This window comes from Stenotrophomonas sp. PUT21 (genome assembly GCF_052232875.1).
Taxonomy (GTDB): domain Bacteria; phylum Pseudomonadota; class Gammaproteobacteria; order Xanthomonadales; family Xanthomonadaceae; genus Stenotrophomonas; species Stenotrophomonas maltophilia_N.
In genome coordinates this window covers 2,653,415-2,668,368 of sequence record NZ_CP197645.1, presented here as the reverse complement: position 1 = coordinate 2,668,368, position 14,954 = coordinate 2,653,415, and the positions used below count along the sequence as shown (strand labels likewise).

Genomic DNA, 14,954 nt, shown 5'->3' with positions numbered 1-14,954 from the left:
CAACCTCAATGGAAATGAGACATGTTGTCGCGCAACATCTCATTGATTACAGGCACTTACTCACATTTGGCTTTGCGGAATTTGTTTCTCTGAGCGGAATGTGAATGGCCGTTTTGTTCAGAAGTGCGTGAAATTTGACTGCTATCCGTCCGGACCGGCCTCCTGACTGTATGCGCTGTTGGACCGTGTCGTAGCTTGTATAGTGATCTGTTCCCAGATCCCATTTCCGGAGCCCCCCGCAGTGAGTACCAGCCAGCCCCGTCGTCCCCACGCCAGCCAGGTGCAGAAGGGGCTCTCGCCCCATCCGCGCGTCCGCAACGTGATTGCCGTGGGCTCGGGAAAAGGGGGCGTCGGCAAGTCCACCACGGCGGTCAACCTGGCGGTCGCGCTGGCCAGGCTCGGCGCGCGCGTGGGCCTGCTGGATGCCGATATCTACGGCCCCAGCGTGCCCGCCATGCTTGGCCTGAGCGGCCGCCCGGAGAGTCCGGACAACAAGTCGATCGAGCCGATGCGCGCGTTCGGGGTGGAGACCATGTCGATCGGTTACCTGATCGAGGACGAGACGCCGATGATCTGGCGCGGTCCGATGGCGACCTCGGCGATGACGCAGTTCTTCAATGACACGCTGTGGGACGACCTGGATTACCTGCTGATCGATCTGCCGCCGGGTACCGGCGACATCCAGTTGACGCTGACCCAGAAGATTCCGCTGGCCGGCGCGGTGATCGTCACCACGCCGCAGGACATCGCCACGCTGGATGCGAAGAAGGCGCTGAAGATGTTCGAGAAGGTCGAGGTGCCGGTGCTGGGCATCGTCGAGAACATGGCCGTACATACCTGCAGCAACTGCGGCCAGGTGGAACACCTGTTCGGCGAGGGCGGTGGCGAGCGCATGGCCGCCCAGTACGGGGTGCCGCTGCTGGGGTCGCTGCCGCTGGAGATCGGCATCCGCGAGCAGGGTGATGCCGGCACGCCGATTACGGCCGCCGCGCCGGAATCCTCGGCCGCCCAGGCCTATCTGCGCGCGGCCGCGCGGCTGATCGAGGAAGTGGCCAAGCGGCCGCGGGCCAGCATTCCGATCCTGTCCTCGCTGATCTGAGCCGGGGCGGTCGCCGCCGCGGCTCCGCCTACGCGTGCCGGGGCAGGGGGGGCTGCGGCATAATGGCGGGCCCGAACCGGCGCAGCCCAGGACCCCCTTACATGAGCATCAAGAGTGACCGCTGGATCCGTCAGATGGCCGAGCAGCAGGGCATGATCGAGCCGTTCGAAGCCGGCCAGGTCAAGCAGGCCAACGGCCAGCGCATCGTCAGCTACGGCACCTCCAGCTACGGCTACGACGTCCGTTGCTCGCGCGAGTTCAAGGTGTTCACCAACATCAACTCCACCATCGTGGACCCGAAGCACTTCGACCCGGGCAGCTTCGTGGACATCGTCGGCGACGAGTGCATCATCCCGCCCAACAGCTTCGCGCTGGCGCGCACCGTGGAGTACTTCCGCATCCCGCGCGACACGCTGGTGGTGTGCCTGGGCAAAAGCACCTACGCGCGCTGCGGCATCATCGTCAACGTGACCCCGCTGGAGCCGGAGTGGGAAGGCCACGTCACCCTGGAATTCAGCAACACCACGCCGCTGCCGGCGCGCATCTACGCCAATGAAGGCGTGGCGCAGATGCTGTTCTTCCAGGCTGACAAGGACGATATCTGCGAAACCTCGTACAAGGATCGCGGCGGCAAGTACCAGGGCCAGACCGGCGTCACACTGCCGCGCACCTGATGATCACGCGGGTGGCGCGGCGCACCTGATCGATCCCCGGGCGTGCTGCCGCGTCCGCGCCCGGTAGAGCCGACCGTTGGTCGGCTGCTTCTGCGGTTACCGTTACCCATCAAGGGGCGACCACAAAAAAGCGCGGAGTACTCCGCGCTTTTTTTTTGTGGCTTGGTCCGACGTGCGGGGTGGTGACCAAAAGCAGCGGACCGAAAAGCAGCGGACCAACGGTCCGCTCTACTTGCCGCGGCCGAACAGCAGGCCGATACCAACGGCCACCAGCACGACCGGCCACCAGGTGAGGATCAGCTTCCCCATGTTCATGTTGGTCCAGCCCAGATTGCTGGCCAGCAGGAACAGGCCGACGAGGATCAGGACGATGGCGGCGACAAGGTTGGAACGCATCAGGGGCAGGGTCCGCTAGGGCTGGGGCGAATATCCTAGCCGTTCCTTCCAGAGTGCGACACGCTCGGCCAGCACCTGCGGATCAAAACGGTGCGCCTGCCCCTGGCCCCATACCGGGCCCGGCCATGCCGGATCGCCGACATGGCGGCCGATCACATGGAAATGCAGCTGGCGCACGATATTGCCCAGCGAGCCGATGTTGATCTTCTCGACCCCATCGGTGCCTTTGAGCGCCTTGCATGCCCGGTTCAATTCGGTGCGCAGCTTGTCCTGCTGCTCGCCGTCCAGGTCGATCCATTCGGTCACGCCACTCAGGCGCGGGACCAGGATCAGCCAGGGATACCTTTCATCGTTCATCAATCGCACTTGCGACAACGGCCCTTCTGCTACCAGTACGCTATCGGTGGCCAGGCGTGAATCCAGTTCGAACTCGCTCATCCAAGATGCTCCGCAAAGAAGTCCAGGGTGCGTTCCAGCGCCAGGTGGGCGCTGTCTGGATCATACGCATGTCCGACGCTGCGGTTGAAGGCGTGATCGGCGGGGTAGACGAACGTGGCCATCTGCGGCAGCTTCTCGCGGTGGGCCTTGATGGCCTCCGCTGGGATGCTCTTGTCCTGTGCGCCGAAGTGGAACATGACCGGGGCCTTGGGCGTCTCGTCCAGGTACTTCACGTTGCGGGCGCCGTAATAGCTGACCGAGGGCAGGCCCAGGCGCAGTGCGCAGAGCAGGGCGATGCTGCCGCCCCAGCAGTAGCCCACCGTGCCGACCTTGCCGGCCGGGGCCAGTCGCGATGCGGCGGCGCGGACGATCTCCAGCGCCTTTTCCACGCCGAGCTCGTCGACCATCTGCAGGCCGGCGGCCACGCCATCGCTGTCGTAGGGCAGTTCCGGCGGTTCGCTCCCGTCCGGGGCCGAGTCGGCCAGGTCGAAGAACGAGGGGGCCAGCACCGCATAGCCCTTGGCGGCGTAGTCATCGGCCACCGCGCGGATGTGCGGGTTGGCGCCGAAGATCTCCTGGATCACCACCAGGCCCCCGCGCGGCTTGCCTTCCGGCGTTGCCTGCCAGGCGCGGACCGGTCCGTAATGCGTATCGAGCGTGACCCACTCACCCATGGTGCGAGACTCCAGTTGGTTCAGGCATTCATTATCGGCCTCGCGCGGGTTAGCGCGATGTCAGCGGACGTGCCGTATCTGGCGGGATCGGCCCGATCCGGTTCAGGGGCGCGGGCTGAACGCCGGTATACTTGCCGCCGTTTCCGGCCCCAGGTCCCCACGCCATTCCGGCATGGGCCCAGGCCCCCAGAGTCCTTGCGATCCATGTCCCAGCTGAACCCCAAAGTCGGCTTCGTCAGCCTTGGCTGCCCGAAGGCCCTTGTCGATTCCGAGCGCATCCTCACCCAGTTGCGGTCCGAGGGCTACGACATCGTTCCCTCCTACGACTCGGCCGACGTGGTGGTGGTCAACACCTGCGGCTTCATCGATTCGGCCGTGACCGAGTCGCTGGATGCGATCGGCGAGGCGATGAACGCCAACGGCAAGGTGATCGTCACCGGCTGTCTGGGCAAGCGCCCGGAGCAGATCCGCGAGGCCTACCCGAACGTGTTGGCGGTCTCCGGCCCGCAGGACTACATGAGCGTGATGGAGGCCGTGCACGCCGCACTGCCGCCCAAGCACGATCCCTTCGTGGACCTGGTGCCCGATTACGGCATCAAACTGACCCCGCGCCATTACGCCTATCTGAAGATTTCCGAAGGCTGCAACCACACGTGCAGCTTCTGCATCATCCCCTCGATGCGCGGCAAGCTGGTCTCGCGCCCGGTGGATGAGGTGCTGCGTGAAGCCGAGCGGCTGGTGCGCGGTGGCGTCAAGGAATTGCTGGTGGTTTCCCAGGACACCTCGGCCTATGGCGTGGATGTGAAGTACGCCGAGCGCATGTGGCGCGACAAGGCCTACCAGACCCGCCTGAAGGCGCTGTGCGAAGGCCTCTCCGAGCTGGACGCTTGGACCCGCATGCATTACGTCTACCCGTACCCGCACGTGGACGAGATCGTGCCGCTGATGGCCGAGAACCGGATCCTGCCGTACCTGGATATCCCGTTCCAGCACGCCAGCCCGCGCATCCTCAAGCTGATGAAGCGCCCGGGCGCGGTCGACAAGACCCTGGAGCGCGTGCAGCGCTGGCGTCAGCTCTGCCCGGACATCACCGTGCGCTCGACCTTCATCGTCGGCTTCCCAGGCGAGACCGATGCCGAGTTCGAGGAGCTGCTCAGCTTCCTGGACGAGGCGCAACTGGATCGCGTGGGCGCGTTCGCCTACTCGCCGGTCACTGGCGCCACCGCCAACGATCTGCCCGGTGCAGTGCCCGAAGAAGTGAAGCAGGAGCGTCTGGCCCGCTTCATGGAGCGCCAGGCGGAGATTTCCGCCGCGCGTCTGGAGGGTAAGATCGGCACCGTGCAGCAGTGCCTGGTCGATGCCATCGAAGACGGTATCGCGGTGGCCCGTTCGAAGGCCGATGCGCCGGAGATCGACGGTCTGGTGCATATCCAGAACGCCGAGGAAGCCAAGCTGCGCGTGGGGCAGTTCGTCGATGTGGAGATCACCGAGAGCGACGATCACGATCTGTTCGGCGACGCGATCCTCGCCGCCGAAGCGCGCAAGCCGTTCGATCTGCAGGTACTGTGATCGTATCGGCGTCGACTGCCGATACTGGCGGTCGACGCCGCTTCATCGCACCGCCGCGCAACGTGGTGGAGGCGGCCTGCTTTGCACAGCCGATCTATGCGGGGCTGGGCGGGTTCCAGGACCTGATGGTGGCACCCGACTGGCCCAGCATCGCAGCGCTCGACGCGCGCCTGGCGTTGCCAGGCAAGCATCTGGCCGAGCAGAACGAGGCGTTGCTGGCCGACGGCCTGCATTACGAAACGCGCATCGCCGAGCGCGGCCGGATCGCCACGCGTGCGGACAATTGGCATGACCTGTTCAACGCCCTGATCTGGGCGCGTTACCCCGCTATCAAGCGCGCGCTCAACCGGCAGCAATGCCGGCACATCGCGACGATGGCGCCGGGGCAGCGCAACCGTGCGCAGGCCGCACTGACCCAGTTCGACGAGACCGGCGTGATCGTGCGTGTGCGTGATCCAGCGCTGCTGGGCGCATGGGACCGGCACGACTGGCCGGCGCTGTTCGTGGGCGGAGCAGGGAGCTGGTGCAACGGTGATATCGGCGTCGCGGCGGTGATCGGGCATGCGCTGCTGGAGCAGGCCCTGCTGCCGGACCGCCTGCTGGTCGGCAAGTGCGTGCTGGTACAGGGCGATGACGATGCCAGAGCGGTCGCGGCGGTGGCGCAGGCCATCGCGGACGGTGGTCTGCTTGATGACCCCCTGGAGCTGCGGCCATTGCCATTGGCGGGGATTCCCGGCTGGCACGCGCGGCAGGAGCAGGCCTTCTATGCGCGAGCCGAATACTTCCGCCCGTTGCGCCCGGGGCGCGTGTATCCCCCAGCGCTGGAGTGATTCGGCGGCTGCAGTGATGACGTGCATCTGGTAGCACGCCGGGTGGCCATGCTGGGCGCAATTCACGCATGGCGTGGCGCTGCTCCCGCTGGTTACCAGCGTCACGTACAGATCCACGTCACTCAGGTATGCACTGGCCGTCAGCCTGGATACGCCACCGACAGGATCGCGAACCCATGCCGGCCGCTGGGCAGCTCCACCTCGAACTCATCGTCTACGCGCTTCTTCAGCAACGCGCGGGCCAGGGGCGAGTCGATGCTGATCCAGCCGGCACCGGCATTGGTCTCGTCCGGGCCGACGATGCGATACACATGGATATCGCCCGAGTCGATGTTCTCCAGCTCGACCGTCGCGCCGAAGAACACCGCGTTCGGATCGGTGGGGGCGGTATCGACGATGCGCAGCGCCTCCAGGCGCTTGGTCAGGTAGCGCACGCGCCGGTCGATCTCGCCCAGCTGCTTCTTGCGGTAGGTGTACTCGGCATTCTCGGAGCGGTCGCCTTCCGCGGCGGCTGCGGCCAGGGCCTTCACTACCTCCGGGCGCTTGTGCCGCCACAACTCGTCCAGTTCGGTCTTCAGCCGCTGGTGGCCCTGTGCGGTGATCAGGGCCGTGCTTTTTTCCGCGGGGGGACGCCAACGCGACATCAGGTCTGCTTGTGCTCGTCAAAAGGTGCCGCGCCACACGGCGCGACACGAAGTATCAGCGCTTTCCGCCGAAAATGCCGCCGAGCAGGCCACGCACGATCTGGTTGCCCAGCTTGGTGCCGACGGTGCGCGTGGTCTGCTTGGCCATGGTTTCGATCATGCCCTGGCGGCGCTTGGTGCCGAAGATCGCGTCCTTGATGCTCTGGCCGAAGCCGCCCTCCTGCGCCTCATCCTGCTGGCGGGTGCGCGCTTTCGGTGCATCGGCCTGCTCGACCGTTTTCTGTGCGCGCTGCGCCAGCAGTTCCGCAGCGGATTCGCGGTTGATCGCGGTGTCGTAGCGGGTGCCGACCGGGCTGCCGGCGCGCACCTGCGCACGTTCGGCCTCGGTGATGGCGCCCATCCGGCAGCGCGGCGGTGCGATCAGGGTCTGCTGCACGGGCGAGGGGATCCCCTTGTCCTGCAGCGTGGAGACCAGCGCTTCACCGGTACCCAGCTTGGCCAGCGTGGCAGCCACATCCAGTTTCGGATTGGGCACGAAGGTTTCGGCGGCGACCTTCACGGCCTTCTGGTCGCGCGGGGTGAAAGCGCGCAGCGCGTGCTGCACGCGGTTGCCAAGCTGGCCGAGGATGTTGGCCGGTACGTCATCCGGGAACTGCGAGCAGAAGTACACGCCTACGCCCTTGGAGCGGATCAGCCGGACCACCTGCTCGATGCGCTGCGCCAACGCGGGCGGTGCGTCATCGAACAGCAGGTGCGCCTCGTCGAAGATGAAGACCAGCTTGGGCTTCTCCAGGTCGCCCACTTCCGGCAGCGTTTCGAACAGCTCCGAGAGCAGCCACAGCAGGAAGGTCGAATACAGGCGCGGCTTGAGCACCAGCTGGTCGGCGGCGAGGATGCCGATCACGCCACGGCCATCGTGGTTGACCCGCATGATGTCGGCCAGCTCCAGCGCAGGCTCGCCGAAGAACGCTTCGCCGCCGTCCTGCGACAGGCGCAGCAGTGAGCGCTGGATCGCGGCGACCGTCTGTGCGCTGACCAGGCCGTACTCGGTGGAGATGTCCTTGCGCTCTTCGGCGACCAGGGCGAGCAGGGCGCGCAGATCATCCAGGTCGAGCAGCAGCAGGCCGCGGTCGTCGGCGAGCTTGAACACGATGTCCAGCACACCGGCCTGGGTGTCGTTGAGTTCCAGAATGCGGGCCAGCAGGGTCGGGCCCATCTCACTGACCGTGGTGCGTACCGGGTGGCCGAGCTTGCCGTACAGATCCCAGAAAACGGTCGGGCTGGCAGCGGGGGCGTAGTCGGTCACGCCGATGTCGGTCGCGCGCTGCAGCAGCGCGTCGGTGCCTGCACCGGGCACGGCTAGGCCGGACACGTCACCCTTCACATCGGCCAGGAACACCGGTACGCCGATCCGCGAGAAGCCCTCGGCCAGTGTCATCAGGGTGACGGTCTTGCCGGTGCCGGTCGCGCCGGCCACCAGGCCGTGGCGGTTGCCCAGCCGCGGCAACAGGGTGACGGGGATAGCGTCGGTGATGCCTTTGCCGAGCAGAATCGGATCCATGGTCAACTCGCAGTGTGAATAGGCGGGATTCTAAACGTCGGCATGGGCTGGCCGGCAGACGGGTTGCCCCGATGCAAGCGGCGCGGCTACTCTGCCCCATCGTTCGCACACAGTGCCAAAAATGCCCGTTCCTGTCTTGCTTGTCCGTGGTTGGCCGTTGCTGGCGGTCGCCGCGATGCTGTCGTTCGTCCCCGAGGCCCATGCCCAGCGCGTCTCCGCCCGCGACAAGGCCAAGGTGGAAGCGCTCGATCAGCGCATGACAGCGGCCGAGAAGCGCTACAACGCGGCGCTGGTGCTGGTGAACAACGCCGACCCCAAGGGCACCAGCGAGGCCGACGCCGCGCTGGAGGACATGGAAGATGTGATCAGCGCCTGTGTGGCCCAGAAGGGCTGCCAGGTCAGCAACCTGCTGCCGACCTACAAGCGCCTGCTCAAGAGCAATGCCGACAGCCAGCAGGACAGCGAGGACGGCACGGCCATCGCCGATGCCACGCTGCTGGAAGCCGACCCGGACCATGTCGGCCCATTGGCTGCCGACGTGCCCGAAGCGGCCCGCGCCGCGGCGCTGCTCAATGACAAGCGGCACGCCTTCGATACCATGGTCGAGTACAACCCGGCCGTGCAGGCGGGCATCCGCCGCTGGCTGACCGACATGCGCCCGGCGCTGCTCACCAGCTACGAGAACTACCAGAACCTGCGGGCGGTGATGTGGCCGGAGTGGGAAAAACGCGGCCTGCCTGAAGCACTGCTGTTCGGCATCATGGCCAAGGAATCCAACGGGCGCGTCCATGCCTCCTCGCGCGCCGGCGCCGCCGGGCTGATGCAGTTCATGCCGGCCACCGGCCGCCGTTTCGGGCTCGGCCCGGATGGCACCGGGTTCGACACGCGTTTCGATGCACGCAGTGCCGCCGAAGCCAGCGCGACCTACCTCAACGAACGCATGCGCGAGCTCAACAACAGCGTCGAGCTGTCGCTGGCCGGTTACAACGGCGGTGAGGGCCGGGCGATCCGCGTGTTCCGCCAATACCCGGGCCAGAGCTTCTGGACCGACAGCGTCTACAACCAGTTCCCCGGCGAGACCAAGGACTACGTGCCGATGGTGATCGCCGCGGCGTGGATCTATCTGCACCCGCAGCAGTACGGCGTGGAGTTCCCGAAGATCAGCGCGCAGCCGGCCACCATCCGCCTGGCCAAGTCGACCACGATCTACGAGCTGACCATCTGCCTGGGCAGCGCCGGCACCCGTGACGGCTACATGCGCGCGCTGCGCAACCTCAACCCGCGCTATGAGGCCGACGGCTGGATTCCGGCCGGCACCACCATCAACGCGACCACCCGCATCGCCGGTCTTTACAACCGCTTCTGCGTCAGCGGCCCCCGCGCCGATCTGGCCCGCACCCTCATCACCGCCGACCTCAACGCAGCGATCGTGCGGCCTACGGCGGTCAGCTATACCGGCAACGTGGCGGTGGGCAGCGTGGTCCCGGTTGCCCAAGCCCAGGCCATGCCGACGGTGACTCCGGCCGCGCCCGTCGCCGTCCCGGCCGCCAAGCCCAAGGCCAAGCCGGCCCGCAGTTACAAGGTCGGCAAGGGCGAGACCCTCGGCAAAATCGCCGCCAGGTTCCAGTGCGACGTGCCGACCCTGGCTCGGGCCAACGGCCTCAAGGCGCCGGCGTATTCGCTCAGGCAGGGCCAGAGCATCAAGCTGCAGGGCTGCGACAAGTAAGCCATAACCGGGTAGGCTCGCCGGCATGACGCCTGCGGCCGCCCGGCCCAGCACATCCATCGCAGCGTCGGCCAGGTGCCGGCGCTCACCGCAACACGCATACAGGACAGCCAGATGGATATCACCGCGATCAACGAGATGTTCGCCAACATCCGTGAAAACACCGATTGGGACCTCAACGGCCCGATGCTGTGGGGCTACTTCTTCGTCAACACGACCCCGGAGCCGCTGCACGGCCTGGGCGATACGCTGGTCGAACGGGGGTACACCCTGGTGGAAGTGTTCGAGCCGGACCTGGAAGAAGGCGAGGCCCCGTACCACGTGCTGCACGTGGAGCGTGCCGAGGTCCACACCGAAGCCTCGCTGGATGCCCGCAACCATGAGCTGCAGGCGCTGGCCGAGGCGAACGGCGTGGAAGACTACGACGGCATGGACGTCGGCCCGGTCGAGATCTGATCGGCCGGACCTGATCGGTCCGAGCAGAACAAAGAAACGCCCCGGGAAGCCGGGGCGTTTTTTTGTGGGCGGCGATCACGGGGTCGAACCCACTGCGGTTACTTCAGGGTGGCCAGCGCCTGGCCCAGCTGCACCGCATGCTCGGCATCCAGATGCGGCGCGAACTCGGCCACACCCGGCGGCAGCAGTACGATCACGGTCGAGCCGTAATTGAAGCGCGCCATCTCCGCGAAGCGTTCCAGGGTGATGCCCTTGCCGCGGTAATCCTTGCGCGTGATCGTATCGCCGTAGGCCGGAATCTCCTCGCCGCCCCACACCGTCTCCACACCGGAGACCAGCAGCGCCCCGACCATCACCGAGACCATCGGGCCGAAATCAGTATCGAAGTGGCAGACCAGGCGCTCGTTGCGGGCGAACAGCCCCGGCACCTTGTTCACCGCGGCCGGGCCGACACTGAACAACCGCCCCGGCACATGCACGGTCTCGCGCAGCGTGCCGGTCCACGGCATGTGCACGCGGTGGTAGTCCTTCGGCGAGAGATACACGGTGGCGAACAGGCCGTGGTGGAACACCTCCGCATCCTTGGCATCACCCAGCAGCTCGGCGGCGGTGAAGGACTGCCCCTTGGCCTGGAAGATGCGGCCGTCTTCGATCTGGCCGAGCTGGCTGATCCGGCCATCGGCCGGCATCACCAGCGTGCGCGGATCGGCATCGGCCACGCGCGCGCCCGGCTTCAACGCGCGGGTGAAGAACTGATTGAAGGTCGGGTAGCTGCGCGGGTCCGGGTTGGCGGCTTCGGCCAGGTTCACGCCGAACTTGGCGGTTACGGTGTCGATCAGCCAGCGCGAGACCCGCGGGTTGCTGGAGTACGCCAGTCTGCGCGCCAGGGACGACAGCAGGCGGTGGGGCAGGGCGTAGCTCAGCGTGGTCATCAAACTCATGGGGCGGATTTCTCGGTCAGCAGGTGCAGGTCGCGGGCGATCGCCTGCGCTTGGAAAGGAGGGCGGATCAGGCCGGCCAGGCGGCCTTCCGGGTCCAGCACGGCCAGGCTGGCCGAGTGTTCGAGGGTGTAATCCTCGGGATTTTCATCGAACTGCTTGCCCGGCACCTTCTGGAACACGAAGCCCAGCGAGGTGGCGAAACGCTCCAGCGAGGGGACATCGGCCGTCGCCGCCAGCGTGTCCTTGTGGAACGCATGCACGTACTCGCCCAGCCGCGCCGGGGTGTCGCGCTCGGGATCGACCGAAATGAAGGCCAGCCGCGGGCGCAGCGTCTCGGGCAGGGCTTCCCACTGCTTCTGGGCCTGGGCCAGATCGGCCAGCGTGGTCGGGCAGACGTCCGGGCAGAAGGTGAAGCCCAGGAACACCAGGGTCCAATGGCCCTTCAGCTCGCCGGGGATCAGGCGGGTGCCGTCGGACTGGCTCAGATTGAAATCCGGCAGCGGACGCGGCTGCGGATAGAACGTGATCGACTCGGTGGCAGGGCGGTCACCGCCCGGTTTGGGCGCAAAGACCTTCTGCGCCACGACCAGGCCCAGCCCGGCGGCCAGGGCGATCAGCAGGATGATGCCGACATTGCGATTGAACATAAGGGCCCCGTCCCGGAAGTGGCCACCATGATAGAGGGATGCGGGCGGTGGCGTCCCATGCGGCAGCCGCACCCGTTTCGACTGCAACGGATGCCCCGGCCCGCCCCAGCGCCTATAATCGGGGGCCACATTGCCTGTTGCCCCGCCATGACCGCCGAAACGGCCGCCGAACTCCACACGATCATCGACCTGATCCGCTACGGCACCAGCCGTTTCAACGCCGCCGGGCTGACCTTCGGGCACAGCTACGACAACGCCCTGGACGAAGCGACCCAGCTCGTCCTGCACAGCCTGCACCTCCCGCACGATCTCGGCCCCGCTTATGGCCAGGCGCGCCTGCTGCAGGACGAAAAGGTCCGCGTGCTCGAGCTTTTCCAGCGCCGCATCGACGAGCGCATCCCGGCCGCGTACCTCACCGGTGAGGCCTGGTTCGCCGGCCTGAGCTTCAAGAGCGACAAGCGCGCCCTGGTGCCGCGCTCGCCGATCGCCGAACTGATCGAGTGCGGCTTCGAGCCGTGGCTGGCCGGCCGCGATGTCCATCGCGCCCTCGACCTGTGCACCGGCTCGGGCTGCATCGCCATCGCCATGGGCCACTACTACCCGAACTGGGAAGTGGACGGCGTCGACCTCAGCGACGAAGCCCTGTCGCTGGCCGAAGAGAACAAGGAACGGCTGCAGACGCACAACGTCACCCTGCTCAAGTCCGACCTGTTCAACGGCCTGACCGGCCGTCATTACGACCTGATCGTCACCAACCCCCCGTACGTCACCAACGATGAGACCGATGCCCTGCCGCAGGAATATTCCTACGAGCCGGAAATGGGCCTGCGTGCCGGCGACGACGGCCTGGACCTGGTGCTGAAGATCCTGCGCGACGCCCCGCTGCACCTGAGCGAGGACGGCCTGCTGATCTGTGAAGTGGGCGAGTCCGAGCAGCACCTGTACAAGCTGCTGCCGGAAGTGGATTTCCGCTGGGTCGAGTTCAAGGTCGGCCAGATGGGCATCTTCGCCGTCGAGTGCCGCGAACTGATCGCGCACAGCGCCCGCATCACCGAACTGGCAGCGCAGCGGCCGTGAGTTCCAACAGCTTCGGCAAACTGCTGACCGTCACCACCTTCGGCGAATCGCACGGTCCGGCGATCGGCTGCGTGGTGGACGGCTGTCCGCCGGGGCTGGAGATCAGCGCCGACGAATTCGCCCACGACCTGCAGCGGCGGGCGACCGGCAAGAGCCGGCACACCTCCGCGCGGCGCGAAGCCGATGAGATCGAGATCCTGTCCGGTGTCTACGAAGGCCGTACCACCGGTACCCCGATCGGGCTGCTGATCCGCAATACCGACCAGCGCAGCAAGGATTACACCAACATCGCCCAGCAGTTCCGCCCGGGCCATGCCGACTACAGCTACTGGCAGAAGTACGGCATCCGCGACCCGCGCGGTGGCGGTCGCTCGTCCGCGCGCGAAACCACCATGCGCGTGGCCGCCGGCGTCATCGCCAAGAAGTGGCTGCTGCAGCGCCATGGCGTCACCGTGCGTGGCTATCTCTCGCAGCTGGGTGAGATCACCCCGACCGGTTTTGACTGGTCGGCGGTGGAAGACAACCCGTTCTTCTGGCCGGTCGCCGATCAGGTGCCTGCGCTGGAGAGCTACATGGATGCGCTGCGCAAGTCCGGTGATTCGGTCGGTGCGCGCGTCAACGTGGTCGCTGACGGCGTGCCGCCGGGCTGGGGCGAGCCGATCTACGGCAAGCTCGATGGCGATCTGGCGGCCGCGCTGATGAGCATCAACGCGGTCAAGGGCGTGGAGATCGGCGATGGCTTTGCCAGCGCCGCGCAGAAGGGCACCGAGCACCGTGACCTGCTCACCCCGCAGGGCTTTGCCAGCAACCATGCCGGCGGCATCCTCGGTGGCATCTCCACCGGCCAGCAGGTCACCGCCTCGATCGTGCTCAAGCCGACCTCCAGCCTGCGCCTGCCCGGTGCCACGGTGGATGCCAGCGGTGCCTCGGTCGAGGTGATCACCACCGGTCGCCACGATCCGTGCGTGGGCATCCGCGCCACGCCGATCGCCGAGGCGATGATGGCGCTGGTGCTGATGGACCAGGCGCTGCGCCACCGCGCGCAGTGTGGCGATGTCGGCGAGATCACCCCGCGCATCCCCGGCACGATCGATGGCTGACCCGCGCCCCAAGGTCTGGGTCAGCCAGCCCCTGTTCGACGATGTCGTCGAACAGCTCGGGCAGCATTTCGACCTGACCATGACCGGCGATGTCACCCGCTATACGCCGCAGAGGCTGGCCGAGCAGTTGGCTGGCGTCGATGGCGCGCTGATCACCCTCAACGAACGCATTGGTGCTGCCGAGATCGCCAACGCGCCTCAGCTGCGCGCGATCGCCAACGTCGGGGTGGGCTACAACAACCTGGATATCGACGCGCTCAGCGCCGCCGGCATCCTGGCCAGCAACACCCCGGATGTCCTGACCGAAACCACGGCCGATCTCGGCTTCGCGCTGCTGATGGCCACCGCGCGTCGCATCACCGAATCCGAGCGCTGGCTGCGGGATGGCCACTGGGGCCAGTGGTCGTTCCAGACCATGCTCGGTGCGGACATCCACGGCAGCACGCTGGGCATTCTCGGCATGGGCCGCATTGGCCAGGGCATCGCCCGCCGCGGTGCTCACGGCTTCGGCATGCGCGTGCTGTACCACAACCGCTCACGGCTGCCCGAAACCACCGAGGCCGAGGTCGGCGCGCAGTATGTGGACCTGGATACGCTGCTGGCGCAGGTTGATCACCTCGTTCTGGTGCTGCCGTACAACGCCTCCTCGCATCACATCATCGATGCTGCCGCGCTGGCGAAGATGAAGCCGACCGCCACACTGATCAACATCGCCCGTGGCGGCATCGTGGATGAGCTGGCGCTCGCCGATGCCCTGGCCAACGGTCGCCTGGCCGCGGCCGGGCTGGACGTGTTCGAAGGTGAGCCCACGGTGCGCCCGGAACTGCTCGCCCTGCACGACATCGTGCTGACGCCGCATATCGGCAGTGCCAGCCAGGCCACGCGCCGGGCGATGGTGCAGCTGGCCGTGGACAACCTCACCGCCGCACTGGGGCAGGGCCCGGATGCCGGCCATCCGCCGAGTGCGATCAACGCCGACGCTGTCGCTGCCGTGAAAACCGGCGGCGCGACCGTGGGCGGCAAAAAAATCGACGACGCAAAACGATAGGGAACCGCGCTGGCCAACAGGCGAGGTTCCCGAACCGGTAGGTACCGACCGATGGTCGGCACATATCTCCAAGG

At 66.6% G+C, this 14,954-nt stretch carries 16 protein-coding genes; 9 read left to right on the top strand and 7 right to left on the bottom strand.

The features are described 5' to 3' along the window. The first annotated feature begins 241 nt into the window (after positions 1-241). Positions 242-1,099, top strand: a complete 858-nt coding sequence (apbC, locus tag ACTT2I_RS12305; RefSeq protein ID WP_443096680.1) for an iron-sulfur cluster carrier protein ApbC — start codon at positions 242-244, stop codon at positions 1,097-1,099. 101 nt (positions 1,100-1,200) lie between these two features. Next, entirely contained in the window at positions 1,201-1,773 is a 573-nt protein-coding gene (gene dcd / locus ACTT2I_RS12300; RefSeq protein WP_088433273.1) for a dCTP deaminase, read from the top strand. Positions 1,774-2,001: 228 nt separating this feature from the next. Here the strand turns inward: dcd and ACTT2I_RS12295 are convergent, their stop codons facing one another. The 3 genes from ACTT2I_RS12295 to ACTT2I_RS12285 are packed head-to-tail and all read right to left on the bottom strand — an operon-like array spanning position 2,002 to position 3,281. Then, complete coding sequence (locus ACTT2I_RS12295) at positions 2,002-2,169, bottom strand: LiaI-LiaF-like domain-containing protein (protein ID WP_019182647.1); 168 nt, start codon at positions 2,167-2,169, stop codon at positions 2,002-2,004. A 15-nt stretch (positions 2,170-2,184) separates the two neighbouring features. Then, positions 2,185-2,607 carry an HIT domain-containing protein gene (locus ACTT2I_RS12290; protein WP_088433274.1) on the bottom strand — a complete coding sequence of 141 codons (423 nt, stop codon included), beginning with the start codon at positions 2,605-2,607 and terminating at the stop codon, positions 2,185-2,187. Further along, entirely contained in the window at positions 2,604-3,281 is a 678-nt protein-coding gene (locus tag ACTT2I_RS12285; protein ID WP_421099262.1) for a dienelactone hydrolase family protein, read from the bottom strand. Before ACTT2I_RS12285 ends, ACTT2I_RS12290 begins: the two co-directional genes overlap by 4 nt. Before the next feature lie 204 nt (positions 3,282-3,485). Between ACTT2I_RS12285 and rimO the strand changes: the two genes are divergently transcribed. Together rimO and ACTT2I_RS12275 are read left to right on the top strand one after the other, a co-directional pair. Further along, positions 3,486-4,850, top strand: a complete 1,365-nt coding sequence (gene rimO / locus ACTT2I_RS12280) for a 30S ribosomal protein S12 methylthiotransferase RimO (RefSeq protein WP_421099263.1) — start codon at positions 3,486-3,488, stop codon at positions 4,848-4,850. Next, entirely contained in the window at positions 4,850-5,680 is an 831-nt protein-coding gene (locus ACTT2I_RS12275; RefSeq protein WP_421099413.1) for a DUF3025 domain-containing protein, read from the top strand. Before rimO ends, ACTT2I_RS12275 begins: the two co-directional genes overlap by 1 nt. 140 nt (positions 5,681-5,820) lie before the next feature. Here the strand turns inward: ACTT2I_RS12275 and greB are convergent, their stop codons facing one another. Then, complete coding sequence (gene greB / locus ACTT2I_RS12270) at positions 5,821-6,324, bottom strand: transcription elongation factor GreB (RefSeq protein WP_421099264.1); 504 nt, start codon at positions 6,322-6,324, stop codon at positions 5,821-5,823. A gap of 55 nt (positions 6,325-6,379) precedes the next feature. Further along, positions 6,380-7,885, bottom strand: coding sequence for a helicase HerA-like domain-containing protein (locus ACTT2I_RS12265; RefSeq protein ID WP_293983958.1), 1,506 nt, complete (start codon positions 7,883-7,885; stop codon positions 6,380-6,382). 121 nt (positions 7,886-8,006) lie between these two features. Between ACTT2I_RS12265 and ACTT2I_RS12260 the strand changes: the two genes are divergently transcribed. Both ACTT2I_RS12260 and ACTT2I_RS12255 read left to right on the top strand, forming a co-directional pair. Next, positions 8,007-9,611, top strand: coding sequence for a transglycosylase SLT domain-containing protein (locus ACTT2I_RS12260; protein WP_421099265.1), 1,605 nt, complete (start codon positions 8,007-8,009; stop codon positions 9,609-9,611). A gap of 114 nt (positions 9,612-9,725) precedes the next feature. Beyond that, positions 9,726-10,067: a ribonuclease E inhibitor RraB gene (locus ACTT2I_RS12255; RefSeq protein WP_293983962.1), complete on the top strand. Its 342-nt coding sequence runs from the start codon at positions 9,726-9,728 to the stop codon at positions 10,065-10,067. A 98-nt stretch (positions 10,068-10,165) separates the two neighbouring features. Here the strand turns inward: ACTT2I_RS12255 and asd are convergent, their stop codons facing one another. After that, positions 10,166-11,008: an archaetidylserine decarboxylase gene (asd, locus tag ACTT2I_RS12250; RefSeq protein WP_293983965.1), complete on the bottom strand. Its 843-nt coding sequence runs from the start codon at positions 11,006-11,008 to the stop codon at positions 10,166-10,168. Then, on the bottom strand, positions 11,005-11,655 hold the full coding sequence (locus ACTT2I_RS12245; RefSeq protein ID WP_421099266.1) for an SCO family protein: 651 nt from the start codon (positions 11,653-11,655) through the stop codon (positions 11,005-11,007). Before ACTT2I_RS12245 ends, asd begins: the two co-directional genes overlap by 4 nt. A 147-nt stretch (positions 11,656-11,802) precedes the next feature. On the opposite strand from ACTT2I_RS12245, the gene prmB reads away from it, so the two are divergent. From prmB to ACTT2I_RS12230, 3 genes are read left to right on the top strand one after another with little or no spacing between them, the layout of a single operon-like run. Then, positions 11,803-12,732, top strand: a complete 930-nt coding sequence (prmB, locus tag ACTT2I_RS12240; protein ID WP_088433282.1) for a 50S ribosomal protein L3 N(5)-glutamine methyltransferase — start codon at positions 11,803-11,805, stop codon at positions 12,730-12,732. Further along, positions 12,729-13,832: a chorismate synthase gene (aroC, locus tag ACTT2I_RS12235; protein WP_070425600.1), complete on the top strand. Its 1,104-nt coding sequence runs from the start codon at positions 12,729-12,731 to the stop codon at positions 13,830-13,832. Before prmB ends, aroC begins: the two co-directional genes overlap by 4 nt. Further along, a complete protein-coding gene (locus tag ACTT2I_RS12230) occupies positions 13,825-14,880 on the top strand; it encodes a 2-hydroxyacid dehydrogenase (RefSeq protein WP_293983973.1) in 1,056 nt (351 codons plus the stop codon). The genes aroC and ACTT2I_RS12230 overlap by 8 nt, the downstream gene beginning before the upstream one ends. Positions 14,881-14,954 lie beyond the last annotated feature (74 nt).

What these genes read in the sequence shown, in the direction of transcription:
- dcd (WP_088433273.1), top strand. Translation starts at nt 1,201, where the DNA reads ATGAGCATCAAGAGTGACCGCTGGATCCGTCAGATGGCCGAGCAGCAG.
- ACTT2I_RS12295 (WP_019182647.1), bottom strand. Translation starts at nt 2,169, where the DNA reads ATGCGTTCCAACCTTGTCGCCGCCATCGTCCTGATCCTCGTCGGCCTG.
- ACTT2I_RS12290 (WP_088433274.1), bottom strand. Translation starts at nt 2,607, where the DNA reads ATGAGCGAGTTCGAACTGGATTCACGCCTGGCCACCGATAGCGTACTG.
- ACTT2I_RS12285 (WP_421099262.1), bottom strand. Translation starts at nt 3,281, where the DNA reads ATGGGTGAGTGGGTCACGCTCGATACGCATTACGGACCGGTCCGCGCC.
- rimO (WP_421099263.1), top strand. Translation starts at nt 3,486, where the DNA reads ATGTCCCAGCTGAACCCCAAAGTCGGCTTCGTCAGCCTTGGCTGCCCG.
- greB (WP_421099264.1), bottom strand. Translation starts at nt 6,324, where the DNA reads ATGTCGCGTTGGCGTCCCCCCGCGGAAAAAAGCACGGCCCTGATCACC.
- ACTT2I_RS12265 (WP_293983958.1), bottom strand. Translation starts at nt 7,885, where the DNA reads ATGGATCCGATTCTGCTCGGCAAAGGCATCACCGACGCTATCCCCGTC.
- ACTT2I_RS12260 (WP_421099265.1), top strand. Translation starts at nt 8,007, where the DNA reads ATGCCCGTTCCTGTCTTGCTTGTCCGTGGTTGGCCGTTGCTGGCGGTC.
- ACTT2I_RS12255 (WP_293983962.1), top strand. Translation starts at nt 9,726, where the DNA reads ATGGATATCACCGCGATCAACGAGATGTTCGCCAACATCCGTGAAAAC.
- asd (WP_293983965.1), bottom strand. Translation starts at nt 11,008, where the DNA reads ATGAGTTTGATGACCACGCTGAGCTACGCCCTGCCCCACCGCCTGCTG.
- ACTT2I_RS12245 (WP_421099266.1), bottom strand. Translation starts at nt 11,655, where the DNA reads ATGTTCAATCGCAATGTCGGCATCATCCTGCTGATCGCCCTGGCCGCC.
- prmB (WP_088433282.1), top strand. Translation starts at nt 11,803, where the DNA reads ATGACCGCCGAAACGGCCGCCGAACTCCACACGATCATCGACCTGATC.
- ACTT2I_RS12230 (WP_293983973.1), top strand. Translation starts at nt 13,825, where the DNA reads ATGGCTGACCCGCGCCCCAAGGTCTGGGTCAGCCAGCCCCTGTTCGAC.